Annotated in this window: 14 protein-coding genes; 7 read left to right on the top strand and 7 right to left on the bottom strand. The window is 66.1% G+C overall.

What is annotated here, in order from left to right:
* Positions 1-76: 76 nt before the first annotated feature.
* The 3 genes from I6L38_RS16945 to I6L38_RS16935 are packed head-to-tail and all read left to right on the top strand — an operon-like array spanning position 77 to position 2,476.
* On the top strand, positions 77-757 hold the full coding sequence (locus tag I6L38_RS16945; RefSeq protein ID WP_017779784.1) for a DUF484 family protein: 681 nt from the start codon (positions 77-79) through the stop codon (positions 755-757).
* Positions 750-1,727: a tyrosine recombinase XerC gene (xerC, locus tag I6L38_RS16940; protein ID WP_302055687.1), complete on the top strand. Its 978-nt coding sequence runs from the start codon at positions 750-752 to the stop codon at positions 1,725-1,727. Before I6L38_RS16945 ends, xerC begins: the two co-directional genes overlap by 8 nt.
* Positions 1,728-1,765: 38 nt before the next feature.
* A complete protein-coding gene (locus I6L38_RS16935) occupies positions 1,766-2,476 on the top strand; it encodes an HAD-IA family hydrolase (RefSeq protein WP_043171500.1) in 711 nt (236 codons plus the stop codon).
* A 98-nt stretch (positions 2,477-2,574) separates the two neighbouring features.
* On the opposite strand, the gene I6L38_RS16930 is transcribed toward I6L38_RS16935, so the two are convergent.
* Positions 2,575-2,976 (bottom strand): STY0301 family protein, encoded by a 402-nt coding sequence (locus tag I6L38_RS16930; RefSeq protein WP_043171502.1) that lies wholly within the window; start codon positions 2,974-2,976, stop codon positions 2,575-2,577.
* 41 nt (positions 2,977-3,017) lie between these two features.
* Positions 3,018-4,544: a mechanosensitive ion channel family protein gene (locus I6L38_RS16925; RefSeq protein ID WP_043171504.1), complete on the bottom strand. Its 1,527-nt coding sequence runs from the start codon at positions 4,542-4,544 to the stop codon at positions 3,018-3,020.
* Between the two features lie 115 nt (positions 4,545-4,659).
* On the opposite strand from I6L38_RS16925, the gene I6L38_RS16920 reads away from it, so the two are divergent.
* On the top strand, positions 4,660-5,073 hold the full coding sequence (locus tag I6L38_RS16920) for a hypothetical protein (protein ID WP_017783688.1): 414 nt from the start codon (positions 4,660-4,662) through the stop codon (positions 5,071-5,073).
* Positions 5,074-5,082: 9 nt separating this feature from the next.
* Here the strand turns inward: I6L38_RS16920 and I6L38_RS16915 are convergent, their stop codons facing one another.
* From I6L38_RS16915 to I6L38_RS16905, 3 genes are all read right to left on the bottom strand, one after another.
* Positions 5,083-5,853, bottom strand: coding sequence for a gamma-glutamyl-gamma-aminobutyrate hydrolase family protein (locus tag I6L38_RS16915; protein ID WP_206219338.1), 771 nt, complete (start codon positions 5,851-5,853; stop codon positions 5,083-5,085).
* Between the two features lie 361 nt (positions 5,854-6,214).
* Positions 6,215-7,024: a sugar-phosphatase gene (yidA, locus tag I6L38_RS16910; RefSeq protein ID WP_216988761.1), complete on the bottom strand. Its 810-nt coding sequence runs from the start codon at positions 7,022-7,024 to the stop codon at positions 6,215-6,217.
* Between the two features lie 111 nt (positions 7,025-7,135).
* On the bottom strand, positions 7,136-8,806 hold the full coding sequence (locus tag I6L38_RS16905; protein WP_017779778.1) for a DUF342 domain-containing protein: 1,671 nt from the start codon (positions 8,804-8,806) through the stop codon (positions 7,136-7,138).
* A gap of 249 nt (positions 8,807-9,055) precedes the next feature.
* On the opposite strand from I6L38_RS16905, the gene I6L38_RS16900 reads away from it, so the two are divergent.
* From I6L38_RS16900 to I6L38_RS16890, 3 genes are all read left to right on the top strand, one after another.
* Positions 9,056-10,030 carry an HlyD family secretion protein gene (locus tag I6L38_RS16900; RefSeq protein ID WP_082970161.1) on the top strand — a complete coding sequence of 325 codons (975 nt, stop codon included), beginning with the start codon at positions 9,056-9,058 and terminating at the stop codon, positions 10,028-10,030.
* The gene (locus tag I6L38_RS16895; RefSeq protein ID WP_216988760.1) at positions 10,023-10,952 is read left to right on the top strand and encodes an ABC transporter ATP-binding protein; all 930 of its coding nucleotides are present in this window, start codon (positions 10,023-10,025) and stop codon (positions 10,950-10,952) included. Before I6L38_RS16900 ends, I6L38_RS16895 begins: the two co-directional genes overlap by 8 nt.
* 290 nt (positions 10,953-11,242) lie before the next feature.
* Positions 11,243-12,337, top strand: coding sequence for an ABC transporter permease (locus I6L38_RS16890; RefSeq protein WP_043171512.1), 1,095 nt, complete (start codon positions 11,243-11,245; stop codon positions 12,335-12,337).
* A 91-nt stretch (positions 12,338-12,428) separates the two neighbouring features.
* Here the strand turns inward: I6L38_RS16890 and I6L38_RS16885 are convergent, their stop codons facing one another.
* Both I6L38_RS16885 and I6L38_RS16880 read right to left on the bottom strand, forming a co-directional pair.
* Positions 12,429-13,574, bottom strand: coding sequence for a CinA family nicotinamide mononucleotide deamidase-related protein (locus I6L38_RS16885; protein WP_201882422.1), 1,146 nt, complete (start codon positions 13,572-13,574; stop codon positions 12,429-12,431).
* A 58-nt stretch (positions 13,575-13,632) separates the two neighbouring features.
* Positions 13,633-14,871, bottom strand: coding sequence for an HD-GYP domain-containing protein (locus I6L38_RS16880; protein WP_005308285.1), 1,239 nt, complete (start codon positions 14,869-14,871; stop codon positions 13,633-13,635).
* Between the last annotated feature and the right edge of the window lie 21 nt (positions 14,872-14,892).

Genomic DNA, 14,892 nt, shown 5'->3' with positions numbered 1-14,892 from the left:
CGGGCGGGGAGCCCCCGCACAGCCAAGCACTAATGTCGGGGCCCTTGGCCCCTTTTTCGGATGGACCAACCAAGTTATGAGCGAACTCAAACGGCAGGAACCACTGGTGGATGAAGCCACAGTGCTGGAGTACCTGGCCCGTTATCCCGAGTTTTTCCAGCGCCACGCGGCCATGCTGGACCGGATCCGCATTCCCCATGAACAAAAGGGCGCCATCTCCCTGGTGGAGCGCCAGCTTGACCGCCAGCGCGAACGCATCGAGCAGCTGGAGCAGGAGATCACCGAGCTGATGGGGATCGCCAGCGAGAACGAGCGGATCTTCCGGGTCTATGCCGATCTCTACGGCGAGTTGTACGGCTGTCAGAGCCTGTTCGAGGTGAGCGCCGTGATGGGCAAGGCGTTCGTGCAGCGGCTGAGACTGACCGGCCTGCGGCTCTGGCTCAGCCCGAAAAAATTCCAGCTGAGCGGCCCCGAGCAGAAGTTCATGGCGGAGGGCAAACAGCTCGAACAGCTGCTGGGTCAGCGCCTGCCTGGGCAGGATTATTACTTCGGCCGGCTCAACCAGAGCGAGAAGCAGGCGCTGTTCGGTCACGACGTGCTGGTCAACTCGGTGGCCCTGATGCGGCTTGGCGATCTCGGCGTGCTGGCCTTCGCCAGCTCGGATCCGAGTCACTTCACTCCCCACAACGACACCCTGCTGCTGGGTCAGCTCGGCCGCCTGCTGCAGCTGCGCCTGCCCGAGCTGGCCCGTGGCTAAGGCGCCGGCCAGCCCCTCCACCAAGGCGGCGCCTGCCGCCGAGCCCCTTCCGGCCGCGCTGGCGGGGGAGCTCGCGGCCTTCATCGAATACCTGCGGGTCGAGCGCCAGCTCAGCCCCCACACCCGCAGCAACTACCAGGCCCATCTGGAAGCCATGACCGCCGAGCTGGTGAAGCTCGGGGTCGATGACTGGGCCCGGCTCGAGGCGAGCCAGGTGCGCAGCCTGGTGACCCGGATGCACAAGGCCGGGCTCGCGCCCCTCTCGCTCGCCACCAAGGTCTCCGCCCTGCGCAGCTTCTGTGACTGGCAGGTGCGCCAGGGGCGGCTGGTCGCCAATCCGGCCCGGGGCATCGTCACCCCCAAGCAGGGGCGGCCGCTGCCCAAGAATCTGGACGTGGACGAGATGTATCAGCTGCTCAACATCACCGACGAGCAGGATCCGCTGGCGGTGCGGGATCGCGCCATCATGGAGCTGATGTACTCCTCCGGCCTGCGGCTCGCCGAGCTGGTGGGGCTCAATCTGGCGGACGTGAAGCTCGACGAGCGCCAGCTCAGGGTGACCGGCAAGGGCTCGCGGGAGCGGGTGCTGCCGGTGGGGCGAATGGCGGTGGAGTGGCTGCAAAAATGGCTCAAGCTGCGCCCCCTGCTGGCAGGCGACGAGCAGGAGGCGCTGTTCGTCTCCAAACGCAAGCAGCGCCTGTCGGCCCGCTCGGTGCAGGAGCGGCTCGACGGCTGGGGCAACAAGCAGGCGCTCAACGCCCATGTCCATCCCCACAAGCTGCGCCACAGCTTCGCCACCCACATGCTGGAGTCCTCCGGCGATCTGCGGGCGGTGCAGGAGCTGCTGGGGCACGCCGATCTCTCTACCACCCAGATCTACACCCACCTCGACTTCCAGCACCTGGCCAAGGTGTATGACAGCGCCCACCCGCGGGCGAAACGGGATCCCGCTACCCCGGACGACGAATGACGAGGGCCGGGTAGCCGGCCCCGACAAGAGGAGAGACCATGCAGTTCTATCGCCGCTGGCAGCCGGTGGCCGCCATCTCGTTTGACCTCGACGACACCCTCTATGACAACGGCCCCGCCATCGAGCGAGCCGAGCAGTGGATGCTGGCCCACCTGCGCAGCGAATACCTGGCCACCGCCATGCTGGACAAGCCGCGCTGGCTGGAGCTCAAGCGCAACCTGCTGCTGGAACAACCGGCGCTGCGCCACGACGTCAGCCTGGCGCGCCGGCACGGCATCCAGGCCGCGCTGATGGCCGGAGGCATGGCCGAGACCCGCGCCGCGCAGGAAGCTGAGTCGGTGTTCGCCGCGTTTCTGGCCGAGCGCTCGAAGATAGAGGTAAGCGACGAGACCCATGCCCTGCTGGCCCGGCTGGCGGTACGCTACCCGCTGGCAGTGATCACCAACGGCAACCTGGATCTGGCCCAGGCTGGCCTCGCGGATTACTTCACCCTGGTCTGCAAGGCTGGTCTTGGCAGCAGAATGAAGCCGGCGCCGGACATGTTCGTGCAGGTGCAAAAGACCCTGGGGCTCGCCCCCGACCGCATTTTGCACGTGGGGGACCACCCGCAGACCGACGTGCTGGGGGCCAGGCTGCACGGCTTCAAGGCCGCCTGGCTCAACGAGCATCAGCAACCCGGAGAGCGGCTGCAACTGCTGCCGGACGTGGAGCTGGCCGCGCTGGGCGAGCTGGCCGACCTGCTGCTCTAGTCAGACCTCAACAGCCGCCAGTTCACAGCCGACATGCATTCCTTGTCGGCCGCTCATTCACTGTTGGTCGAAACCGTCACACGGTCATGCCGGAGCGGTCACTCGCTGCGGCAAATCAGACCACGGAGATCGTAAGGGGCGGGCTGGTTGACCCGGCAGTAGCCTAACCCGGCGGGCAGCGCCTGTTGCAGGGTGATGGCCGTTTCCTGGTAGTGGCAGACCAGATAGAAGGGGCGCGGATTGTGGCGATCCAGGCTCCAGTAGTGGATGGCGTGGCTGTCGCCGTTGTCCGGCTTGAGCTGGGCGCGCTCGTCGGGGTCGCCGTCGAACAGGGCCAGGTTCTCCAGCCGGTGGCGAAGAGGCTGGTGCTGCTCCCCTAGCTCGTTGGGGGTGACGGCCTGCCACCCCTGGGTCGTGCCCAGCAGTTGCTGGCGGGTCTCGATGGTGGCGGGGCAGTCAAATTGCAGGGTGGCGCTCAGGGCCAGCGCGGTCAGCAGCATGAAACACGTCTCGAATGGAAAGTATGGGCTCCCATGCTACGTCATCGCCCGCCAAACAGCGCCATCAGTTTGTCCAGCAGATCCCGTGGCGGGGCGATCTGCTTCATGGCTTCTGCCTCCCGCGCCAGCAGCTCCTGCTGCTCCTGCTGACGGGCACTCAACACCTTGTAGAGCGGCTCGAGCAGGGAGCCACGCTGGGCCACCAGCTCCTGGAACATGGCCTGATTGATACGATAGGTTTCGACGGTCCCCTGGGCCCGCACCGTAAACGGGCTGGGCTCGCCGGTGAGCAGGCTCAGCTCGCCGAAGAAGTCGCCGGCATTGAGGGTGCCGAGCGGCAGCTCGCGCCCCTCCACCTCCACCAGCATCTGGGCATCCCCCTTCACCAGCACGAACAGCCAGCCGGAGACCTCCCCCTGGCTCAGCATCCGATCGCCGTTGACGAAGGGGGCGAACTTGACCTGATCCGCCAGCCGCAGCAGCTCCTCCTCCTGCAGCATGGCGAACAGCGGCAGGCGGCGCAGGGTGTCGGTGCGCTCGGCGGTATGGCGCTTATGGCGCTGATCCTTGTGATCCTGATCCGAGGTCATGAAGACGTTGAAGATGGGCGGGGTGAGGCGCCGGTCGTTGCGGCGCAGGGCGGCATCGATCAGGGTGCGCACCGCCGAGTCGGTGGGGTCGTCCACCGCCAGATCGGTGAGCCAGTAGCGCACCGCGTAGCGGGCGATGCCGTTCTCCACGTTCATCAGCAGGCAGTCCGGCTGCGGGCTGGCGGAGACGTTGCGGATGCGGGTCTCCCGCAGTGAGTGTTCCACCAGGGCGATGATCTGGGTGGGCAGGGTGTCCAGAGTGATGTCGAACCAGACCCAGCGGCGCCATTGCAGGGGGGCGTCGCGGCGCCGCCCGAGCACGGTGAAGCGCTGCTTGAGCAGGTGGCTGTTGGGGATCACCACCGTCTCCCAGTTGCGGGTCTCTATGGTGGTGGCGCGCCAGTTGATCTCCACCACCCGGCCCTGGGTGGTCTCTACTTGCAGCCAGTCGCCGATGGCGATGGAGTTGTCGAGCTGGATCGAGACCCCGGCCAGCAGGTTGCCCAGGGTGTCCTGCATGGAGAAGGCGATGACGGCGGTGATGACGGCGGAGGTGGTGACGATCTCGCCGAGGGCCATGCCGGAGGCGTAGAGACGGAACAGGCACCAGCCGATGTAGCCGACCGTGATGACGATGTCGGCGATGATGCGCGGGATGCGGATCTGGCACAGGGGCAGCAGAAACTGGAACAGCAGGATCCCCCAGATCTTCACCAGCACCAGCCCGGCCAGCAGGCTGGAGATCTCCACCAGCCAGTGGCGGGGCAGGGGCAGGCGAAACCAGCCGCCTTCTAGCTGGATCAGCAGGATCACCACCAGGCTTATCATCACGAAGCCGAGCTCGCTCACCAGCTCACGGCGGCGACCCGGGCTGCGCAGGAAATGGGTGAAGAGCAGGAACAGGGTCAGCAGGGTCCAGAACGGGTGGTCGCCAATCCACAGCAGGGTAGGTAGCGCAACGAGGTTATCGCCAAACATAGCAGCCCCTTATCATTGGTTATTTCCAGCATAGTTGGTTTCAATCCGCTAAATGGGTGCGGGGTCGAGGCAATTTCTTTATGCTGGGCACCTGTCTGACAAGGGAGTGGAGCGCGTGCGCAAGTGGAGCAAGGTGGCCTGGATTGCCGGTGCCTGGCTGCTGGTGGGTTGTGATCAGCTGGCCGACAAGTATCGGGTCGAGTTTCGTGATGGATCCTGGCGCGAGATCGCCATCACCCCCTTTTCAGACGAGGCGCGCTGGCGCGAGGGGTGCGCCACCGGCGAAGTGCTGAGCGACATGACGCTGCCGCTCAAGCGCGGCAAGACGGTCAACGGCCGTGAGCAGCTCTTGATCGGCGGCGAGCTGTTCGAGCTGGACGACAACGCACTCTACCGCAGCAACGGCATGGTGTTCGGCCACACGCCGGATCACATCCAGCGCGGGCTCAAGGGAATGGATGTGTGCCGTACCCTGCGCCCGTCTCGCGGTGCGCTGCCCAAGCTCAAGGCGCGCGGGTTCGGCGACTAGCCGGCGTCGTCAGACGCCGCTCAGGCGGGCCCGGCAGGCGTCGCCAAAAGCCTCGAAGATCTTGATGGAGTGAGGGTTCTGGCTCGCCTTCCACTCCGGATGCCACTGCACCGCCAGCAGGAAGGGGGAGAGGGCGGGGGCGTGGATCGCCTCGATCAGCCCGTCTTCGGCATGGGCCAGCGGCACCAGCCCCTTGGCCAGGGTCTTGATCCCCTGCCCATGCAGCGAGTTGACCGGGATCGACGGCTGTCCCATCAGCTCCGCCAGCCAGCTGTCCGGCACCAGTGTCACCTGATGGCTCTCACCATACTGGTCGTCCACCGGATCGTCCGCATCTTCCCGATGATCGTCATAACCCGGCTCGCTGTAGACCTTCTGGTGGATGTCTCCCCCCAGTGCCACGTTGATCTCCTGCATGCCGCGGCAGATGCCGAGGATCGGCAGACCGCGGTCGAGGGCGGCGCGAACCAGCGCCATGTCGAACAGATCCCTGTCTCTGTCTTGCTGCTTCTCCGGGGTGAGGTTCTCTTGGCCGTAGAGGGTTGGATCTATGTTGGATCCGGCGCCGCTCAGATAGACCCCATCCGCCAGATCCAGATATTGCGCCAGATCCTCGGTGCCGCAGCAGGTGGGCACCAGCAGGGGGACGCAGCCGCTGATCTCTACCAGTGGTTGAATGTATTTGTGGGTCATCACCTGATAGGCGTGCCCATTGCGGGGCTGGGCGCCCATGGTCATCAGTACGACGGGTTTACGCGGGGTGTGGGTGCTGCGAGTCATGATTCACCTTGGCTGTCCTTAGCGGTCCTGCGCCTTGGGCAGACCCTTGCCGGCGCAAGGGCATGCCTCAAGGCATGGTCGTGGGATCGGGGTCGTGCCGCAGTGCCAGAATCGTCGGTCAGCCTGGGCAACGACAGCCTGGATCCTGATCCCAGTCTGCCAAGGCCGTTCAATATGTCAAACGAAATGATGCCAAAATGTTAAATATATTCTGCGCTCGGCTGGCTTGAGTCCCATTAAAAGGGGGCTTTAGCGAAGGGGAAGCGAGGGGAGGGTATTGTTGTGGTGGATATATTAAACATGTGGCCCCGTAGCCAGACAGACCCGGACAGCAAAAGGGGCCCGCAGGCCCCTTGTCGCGTCAGGCGTTCAGGATGAAACGCTCGATCACCTGGGCGACCCCGTCTTCATCGTTGCGCCCCGTGGTGTGCTGGGCCAGCGCCTTGATGTCGTCGGTGGCGTTACCCATGGCCACCCCCAGCCCGGCGTACTCGATCATGTGGTGATCGTTGCCTGCATCCCCCACCGCGATGACCTGGGAGGCATCCAGCCCCAGGTGCTCGGCCAGGGCGGCGACGCCGGTCCCCTTGTTGCTCCGCTTGTTCATGAACTCGAGGAAGTAGGGGGCGCTGCGCACCACGGTATAGCGCTGGTAGAGCTCGGCCGGCAGCTTGGCGATGGCGGGGGAGAGCAGCGGCTCGGGATCGATCATCATCACCTTGAGGATCTGCTCGTCGGCGGGCAGGGTGGCGAAGTCCAGCAGCTTGATAGGCATGTCGATGAGGCGGGATTCGTGCTCGGTGTAGGGGCTGACCCTGGGGCTGATGAGCCCCTGGCTGACCGAGAAGCCGTGCACGTTGACGCCCAGCTCGTCGGCCAGGGCGGCGATGGCGCTGGCGTCGCTGCCGGTGAGCAGCTGGCTGCGGATGATGCGCTGATCGGCCACCTGCTGCACCAGGGCGCCGTTGTAGCAGATGACGTAGTCATCCTGGCCGGTGAGGCCGAGCTCGGCCAGATAGCGGCTCATCCCCTCCAACGGGCGGCCGGAGGCCAGCACGACCGTGACTCCCCTGGCGCGGGCGGCGGCGATGGCCGCATGGGTGCGGGGGGAAATCTGGCCCTGGGAGTTCAACAGGGTGCCATCCATATCCAATGCGATCAGCTTGTACATCTCTCACTATCCTGCAGTCTGGCTGGCCCGCACTATGGGGCCAATGGGAGAGGGAGTGTAGCGAAATTCACCGTCCGGATCACGGCCGGAGGTGTACGACGGCGGCGGCGCTCACTTGTGGGGTTCGTAAGGGGTCAGCTGCAGCTGATCCTCGCGGATGGCGAAGTGGATGGGGCCGTGCTCTATGTCGACCCGGTAGTGGTGGTGGGCCATCTCCACCTCGACCCCGGGGAAGGCGTGCTGGGTGGCGATGATGTCCATCTCCGCCATCAGTTTCTGCAGCTCCTCCTGCGCCGCCTCCAGCTGCTCGTCGAGCTGCTTGCTCTCCTCGAGGCGCTGGACCCGGATCAGTTTGATCTTCTGCAGGGTCTGGGGATTGCGCTTGTCGCTCGGCAGCTGCAAGAGCTTGAGCAGCAGATCCTGCAGCTTGTCCAGCTGCTCCCGGCACTCCTGCTTGCGCTGGCGCAGCGCCTGCTCCTGCTCCTTGTGGGTGAAGTAGCCGCCGAGGATCTGCAACCGGGTCTGGTTGTGGGCCGAGGCCCCCAGGATCGGCGCCATGATGAGGCGGTTGGCAATGCTGATGCCCCCCAGCAGGTGGCCCTTGCGCATGGCGCTGTCGCCCACCTTGAGGTCCTGGCCGCTGCGGCTGTAGCTGTGGCTGAGCTGGGTCAGGACGTGGATGTCGCCGCCGGCCTCCAGCTTGGCGTACTGGGCATAGCTGGCGTGGATCTCCCCCTGGGCGTTGAGGTGGCAGAGGTACTCGTTGCTCTGCTCCAGCTTGCGGCCGATGACGCCGTTGCGCACCGTGATGGTGCCGCCCGATTCGATGTAGCCCCCCTCCACGAAGCCGCCGATCACCACGTCGCCGCTGGTCTTGACCTTCATGCCGGGGGTGACGTCCCCCGCCACGATCAGCGCCCCCTCGAAGATGATGTGGCCGTGGCGGATATCCACCTGCTTGACGCTCAGCACGTCGTCCACCTTCATGCCGCTCTTCTCCTGGCGGGGCAGGCCCGGGCGGCTGGCCAGCAGCAGATTGGGGTCATCCGGCGAGATGAAGGTGCCTTCGCCGGCCACCATGGGGCTCTCCTTGCCATGCTTGGCGGGCAGCTCCTGGCCGGTGACGGTGAAGCCTGGCACGCCGGTGGTGGCCGGGTGGCGGCGCATCAGCTGGGCGCCGGCCTTGACGGTGAGCATGGTGCCGAGGTCGCGCATGTCGACCCGGCCGTGATCCAGCTCCTGGGGCTTGAGAATACGCTCGGCCGGGGTCTCCACCAGCCGCTCGAAGCGGGTGTCCTGACCGTTGACGGCGGCCTTGCCCTGCGCCACCGGCAACCTGAGCAGGGTGCCTGGCGTCGCCTCCTTGGCCGCCAGCACGGCGGCGGCGATGAGCTGGGGTTGTACCCCCTGCTTGATCTCGCTGGCCTGGATCGCCTGCTCCAGCTGTTCGCTGGTGAGGTATTTGCCACCCCAGTCGGCGGTGATCTGGGCGGTGGCGCTCATCCGATCCTTCTCCACCAGCAGCAGGACGCTGGCATCGTGGCGCTGGGCGATGGGCACCGGGTTGCCGGGCAGGGGGGCGGCCGGATCATTGAACAGGGTGTTGAGCAGGCTGATGGCCTGCTTGATCCCCTCCGCCAGCGGCTGATAGCGGCGGCAGTTGGAGGCCAGCAGCAGGGCCTGGATATCGTTTTCCGAGATGGGTTTGGTCAGCCCCGGCGCGATGCGCAGGCAGGCGTATTCCATATCGGCTGACAACAGTAACCACTCTGTGCTTAACACCGGATCCCTTCCCTCGCTGGCATCCCTGTCGGGATGGCTGCCTGTTTCCAGTTAATCGGCATCTTGTTAAAAATGCTAATCATCAACATAGTGCTGGTCTGCAGTATCCAGACATTTCTCCTTTTTGGTCAATGAGCTAAGCACAAATGGGTGAACTGGAGCGAGGAAATGAAAAGTAACAGCGAGTATGCTGACGGCACCGGGAGTCCGTCTGCAGGCCACCACTGGCCGTCGCCCACCGCGAAAGGAGTGTCAACCTTGCGTCATTGTCTGCTGCCTCTGGCCCTGACGGGCCTGCTCAGTGCCTGCCAGCCGCAGGCCCCCGCCACCGCCCTCGGCACCCTGGAGCGGGATCGGGTGCTGCTCACCGCCACCGCTGGCGAGATCATCCGCGCCCTGCCGGTGGCAGAGGGCAGCCAGGTGCAGGAGGGCACCCTGCTGGCCCGCCTTGATGACAGGCGCCAGCAGGCGGTGCTGGCCCAGGCGCGGGCGCGGGAGGCCCAGGCACGGGCCGCCCTCGCCCGGTTGACCAATGGCGAGCGGCCGGAAGACATCGCTGCCGCCCGGGCCAGCCTCGACAAGGCGCAGGCCGCCGTCAGGGAGAGCGAGCGCAACTTCGAGCGCGTCGACCGGCTGGTGCGCCAGAAGCTGGTGAGCCCGGCGGATCTCGACAAGGCCCGCGCCCAGCGCGACAGCGCCCTGGCCGAGCAGGACGGCGCGCGCCAGCAGCTCGACAAGCTGACGCGGGGCGTGCGGCGTGAAGATATCGACGAGGCGCAGGCCGCCCTGCAGGCCGCCACCGCCGAGGTGGCGCTGGCCGAACGGGAGCTGGCGGATCTCTCCATCGTCGCCACCCGCAGCGGCCGGCTCGACAGCCTGCCCTATCACCTCGGCGAGCGGGTGGCGGTCGGTGCCGTGCTGGCTGCGATCCAGGCGGACCAGGCCCCCTATGCCCGGGTCTATGTGCCCGAGCCCTCCCTCGCCGGCTATGGCGTCGGCAATTCTGTATTGGTACGAGTGGACGGGGTGACCGAGCCCTTCACCGGTCGGCTGCGCTGGATCTCGAAAGAACCGGCCTTTACCCCCTATTACGCCCTCAATGAGCGGGATCGGGCCCGGCTGGTCTACCTGGCGGAGATCGATCTGCCGGCGACGGCGCAGGATCTGCCGAGCGGTCTGCCGCTGCAGGCCGAGCCTGCCGGTGCAGGGGCCGGCCATGAGTGAGCTGGCGATCCGGGCAGAGGGAGTTAGCCGCCGTTTCGGCCAGTTTCTGGCGGTGGACGGGCTGGATCTCTGCGTGCCCAAGGGGCAGATCCACGGCTTTCTCGGCCCCAACGGCTGCGGCAAGTCCACCACCCTGCGCATGCTGACCGGCCTGCTCACCCCTTCGGCGGGGGAGGTGGAAGTGCTGGGGCTGAGCATCCCCCGCGAGGCCGAGACCCTGCGCCGGCGGATCGGCTACATGACCCAGAAGTTCTCCCTCTATGACGAACTGACCGCCTGGGAGAACCTGGAGTTCATGGGGCGGATCCACGGCATGGGCGGCGCCGGGCTGGCCGCCCGTCTGCACGAGCTGCTCGCCACCTATGAGCTGGCGCCGCTGGCACGGCAGCGGGCCGGTGCTATGAGCGGCGGCCAGAAGCAGCGGCTGGCGCTGGCGGCGGCGGTGATCCACCAGCCGGCGCTGCTGCTGCTCGATGAGCCCACCTCTGCGGTGGACCCGCAGAACCGACGCGATTTCTGGGAGAAGCTGTTCGACTTGAGCGAAGGGGGCTCCACCATTCTGGTCACCACCCACTACATGGACGAGGCGGAACGCTGCCACCAGCTGGCCATCATGGAGGCGGGCCGGGTGCGGGCCCAGGGGGCGCCACAGGCGCTGATGGATGCCATGAGCACCCGGGTGGTGGAGGTGCAGGCCGCCGATCTGCGGCTGCTCAAGCAGCAACTGGTGCAGCTGGCACCGGTGCGCTCCGCCGCCCAGCTCGGCCAGCGCCTGCGGGTGCTGGTGGACAAGGCGCTGGCGGAGCCGGTGGACTGGTTGCAGCAGGCCTGTCCGGCGCTGGCTGGCGCCAGCCTGGCGCTGGTCAGGCCGAGCCTCGAGGATGTATTCGTCAGCTGCACCGGTCAGGAGCCGAGGGCATGAACGGCTGGCAAGGGCTTTGGGCCATGACCCGGCCAGTACTTCGCCAGCCTGCAGGAGCGAATCGATGAACAATCTGCGACGGCTCTGGGCCATTACCCAGAAAGAACTGCGCCAGCTGGCCAGAGACAGGCTGACCTTTGGTGCGGTGGCGGTGATGATCCCGGTGGGGGGGAATCGATGAACAGTCTGCGACGGCTCTGGGCCATCACTCAGAAAGAACTCAGGCAATTGGCACGGGACCGACTGACCTTTGGTGCGGTGGCGGTGATGATCCCGGTGGGGGGGAATCGATGAGCAGTCTGCGACGGCTCTGGGCCATTACCCAGAAAGAACTGCGCCAGCTGGCCAGAGACAGACTGACCTTTGGCATGGTGGTGATGATCCCGTTGATCCAGCTGCTGCTGTTCGGCTACGCCATCAACACCGACGTACGCCAGATCCCGGTGGGACTGGTCGACATGAGCCAGAGTGTGCCGGGCCGGCTGCTGGTGGAGGCGGTGAAGGCGAGCCAGGTGGTGCACATCAAGCAGCAATATGTCGGGGTGCAGCAGGCCGAGGCGGCGTTGACCCGGGGTGAGGTGCGCGCGGTGCTGGTACTGCCCGCCGATCTGAGTCGTCGGCTCAGCGCCGGCGAGACGGCGGGCCAGTGGCTGGTGGATGGCTCGGACACCATGATCGCCGGCGCCCTGCTCGGCCTTCGCAATATGCCGCTCTCGGATCTGAGGCCCGACCTCAAGCCGGTACCGCCCACCTTCGAGACCGTGCTCTACTTCAACCCGGCGCGCCGCTCGGCGGTCAACATAGTGCCCGGTCTGCTCGGGGTGATCCTCACCATGACCATGATCATGTTCACCTCGGCGGCCATAGTGCGGGAGCGGGAGCGCGGCAATCTGGAGCTGCTCATCACCACCCCGGTCAGCTCGATGGAGCTGATGCTGGGCAAGATCCTGCCCTATATCGGGGTGGGGCTGATCCAGGTGGCCATCATCCTTGGCCTCGGCCACTTCATCTTCGCGGTGCCCATCAACGGCGCCCTGAGCCAGGTGCTGCTGGCGACCCTGCTGTTCATCGCCGCCAGCCTGACCCTGGGGCTGCTCATCTCTACCCTGGCGCAGACCCAGTTGCAGGCGATGCAGATGACGGTGTTCATCCTGCTGCCCTCGATCCTGTTGTCGGGCTTCATGTTCCCCTACGAGGGGATGCCGCTGCCGGCCCAGTGGATTGCCGAGGTGCTGCCGGCCACCCACTTCATGCGGCTGATCCGGGGCATAGTGCTGCGCGGTGGCGAGCTTTCCGAGCTGCTGCCGGACGTGCTCTGGCTGGCGGGTTTCACCCTGCTGGTGCTGACCCTGGCCGCCCATCGCTTCAAGAAGAGTCTGGATTGATGCCCCGCGAGGAGTGAGAGCCTGGCTGCTGGCTGCTGGCTGCTGGCTGCTGGCTGCTGGCTGCTGGCTGCTGGCTGCTGGCTGCTGGCTGTTAACGGCTGGCGGTGCGGGTCAGGGTGCGGTAGTCGCCGAGCACCGGCAGCCCCAGCAGGTGGCGGCGCAGCATGTCGAGGGCGGCGAAGGCGAGGATCCGGCGGCCGCTGTCGGGATCCGGGTGGCTGACCTTGAGGGTCTGGCCGTGCAGTTGCCCGTCGGCGCAGAGCAGCAGCGGCACGCCGTCCGGGCCTGCCCGGCCCAGGGTCAGGCTCAAAGGGGCCGCAGGCGCCGCCAGTTGCATCAGGTCATCGCTCAGGGTGTGGCTGAAGCCGGCCGCCAGGGCCGGGTGCTCGTGACACATGGCCAGCAGGGCGCCCCGGCTCTCCCCCTCCAGCAGCGTCAGCGTTCTCTCTCCCAACAGATCCAGGATCTGCCGTGCCGGCTCCTCGTCTCCCCGTCCCACCAGCCAGGGCTCGATGGCCGTGAGCAGCCGTGCCTCGGCGGCGTCCATGTCCGCCGTGCTGGCGCCGTGGCCGATGAGCTTGAGCTCGATGAGGGGCATGGAGGAGCGGTAGCCCAGCTCGATGCCGGCGGGCCAGGGGGCGGCATCCAGCATGTCGCTGAGGGCCGACTCCGAGACGCCAAACGTGTAGAAGCGGCGCAGCTCGGTGTCACTCTCTGCACCGGCCAGCGCCTTGAGGCGCGGCAAGATCTGTTCGCGCACCATCTGCTTGAACTCGAACGGCACGCCCGGGGTGAAGAAGAGCCGGCTTGGGCCCGCCTGCACCAGGAAGCCGCAGGCGGTGCCCACCGGGTTGTCGAGGATCTCGCACCCCTGCGGCAGCCAGGCCTGCTTGGCGTTGCTGGCGGGCATGGGCCGGCCACGGCTGGCGTAGCGCGCTTCGATAGTGGCGAGCCAGTCAGGGTACAGGGTGAGCGGCTGGTCAAAGGCCTCGGCGGCGGCCTGGGCGGTGAGGTCGTCGGCGGTGGGGCCGAGCCCGCCGCACACCAGCACCACCTCGGCGCGGGCGGCACTCTCTTGCAGCACGGCTTTCAAATCGTTGAGGTTGTCCCCCACGGTGACGCGGCGGCGCACCTGCCAGCCCTGCTCCAGCAGGAGGGCGCTGAGCCAGGCGGCGTTGGTGTCCACCACCAGGCCCGTCACTATCTCGTCGCCGGTGCTGATGATTTCGATGCGCATGAAAGGCTCCTCGGGGCTGGCGGTGGGGTTGGGGTGGCCACCTGGGTGGCCGGCTCCATCAGGGCTTGTTGTGTTCGAAGTAGTAGCTGATGCGGGTGCGCGGGTTGAGGTACTCAAACACCGCTGGCGGCAGTCGCTTGGGGTGGATCACCTTGGCGATGGAGAGCTCGGCCTGCTGCAGGTCGATGATGGCGGCCTCCTGGCGCGGAATGCGCGGATCGTACACCAGCACCGAGGGGTAGAGCAGGCGAGAGGTGTTGACCGACATCACCAGCCCCACCTGACCGTTGGAGAGCTGCACCACGCTGCCCGGCGGGTAGATCCCCATCAGCCGGATCAGCATGCCGAGGTAGTCCGGGTTGAACTGGGCCTTGCGCTGCTTGTAGAGACCGCTCAGGGCCGAGTAGGGCACTTTGGCCTGCATGTGGCAGAGGTTATCGTACTCGTTGATCAGCGACACAATCTGGGTCAGCGGGTCGAGCTGCCCCTTCTTGAGCCCCTCCGGCCCGCTGCCGTCCAGGTATTCGTGGTGGTGCAGCACTATCCCCTTCGCCTCGGCCGGGAAGTCCTTGGCCAGGTTGAGCAGATCCAGCCCGTAGCGCGGGTGCTGGGCCATCAGGTTGCGCTCGGGCTTGGTCAGCGGCTCGGTCTTGCGCAGGATCTGGCTCGGGATCTTCAGCTTGCCGATGTCGTGGAACAGGGCCCCCATGCCGACCCGGCGGATTTCGTCGGCCGACATGTTGCACTCCTTGGCCAGCAGCATGCTGAGCACGCTGACGTTGAGGGAGTGGAAGTAGAGGTTGTTGCCATCCTCGCTATCGGAGACCAGGTGCAGCACCATCTCGTCCACCGACAGCAACTGCTCGGTCATGGCGTTGATCAGCTCCTGCGCCTCGCCGATGGCGTTGAGGGGGCGGGACTGGATCTTGCCCATCACGTTGCGCACCTGGGCCAGCGACTGCTGGAACTGCTTCTCGCACTGCTGCAGGTCGCGGCGATACTGCTGCAACTGCTCGATGCGGCGCTCCTTCTCCTGCTGCATCTCGGCCTGACGCTGGGCCGTGTCTGGCGCCTCCTGCGGCTGGGCCTGAACCTGGTTCAGCGGCTTGGGCGGGGCATCGCTCTTGTCCGGAATGATGGTGACGAGCTTGAGACCGAGCCGGCGAATGAGCTCGATCTCCTCTTCGTTCTTGAGTTTGAAGCTGGAAAACAGGAAGGGGTGTTCGCGCCAGCCAAGTGGCAGAGAGACGTAATTGCCGACTTGCAGCCGGTCTACTGAAATCTTGATACCTGTCATTGTCTTGGATGCGAGAGACAC

Source organism: Aeromonas sp. FDAARGOS 1408 (genome assembly GCF_019048665.1).
Classification (GTDB): Bacteria; Pseudomonadota; Gammaproteobacteria; order Enterobacterales; family Aeromonadaceae; genus Aeromonas; species Aeromonas dhakensis.
The sequence above is the reverse complement of the archived record's forward strand: the minus strand, read 5'-3'. Positions and strand labels throughout refer to the sequence as shown.

Bases quoted from the DNA above. Each gene is read 5' to 3' on its own strand.
- I6L38_RS16945 (WP_017779784.1), top strand. From the start codon at position 77: ATGAGCGAACTCAAACGGCAGGAACCACTGGTGGATGAAGCCACAGTG.
- I6L38_RS16935 (WP_043171500.1), top strand. From the start codon at position 1,766: ATGCAGTTCTATCGCCGCTGGCAGCCGGTGGCCGCCATCTCGTTTGAC.
- I6L38_RS16930 (WP_043171502.1), bottom strand. From the start codon at position 2,976: ATGCTGCTGACCGCGCTGGCCCTGAGCGCCACCCTGCAATTTGACTGC.
- I6L38_RS16925 (WP_043171504.1), bottom strand. From the start codon at position 4,544: ATGTTTGGCGATAACCTCGTTGCGCTACCTACCCTGCTGTGGATTGGC.
- I6L38_RS16915 (WP_206219338.1), bottom strand. From the start codon at position 5,853: ATGACTCGCAGCACCCACACCCCGCGTAAACCCGTCGTACTGATGACC.
- yidA (WP_216988761.1), bottom strand. From the start codon at position 7,024: ATGTACAAGCTGATCGCATTGGATATGGATGGCACCCTGTTGAACTCC.
- I6L38_RS16895 (WP_216988760.1), top strand. From the start codon at position 10,023: ATGAGTGAGCTGGCGATCCGGGCAGAGGGAGTTAGCCGCCGTTTCGGC.
- I6L38_RS16890 (WP_043171512.1), top strand. From the start codon at position 11,243: ATGAGCAGTCTGCGACGGCTCTGGGCCATTACCCAGAAAGAACTGCGC.
- I6L38_RS16885 (WP_201882422.1), bottom strand. From the start codon at position 13,574: ATGCGCATCGAAATCATCAGCACCGGCGACGAGATAGTGACGGGCCTG.
- I6L38_RS16880 (WP_005308285.1), bottom strand. From the start codon at position 14,871: ATGACAGGTATCAAGATTTCAGTAGACCGGCTGCAAGTCGGCAATTAC.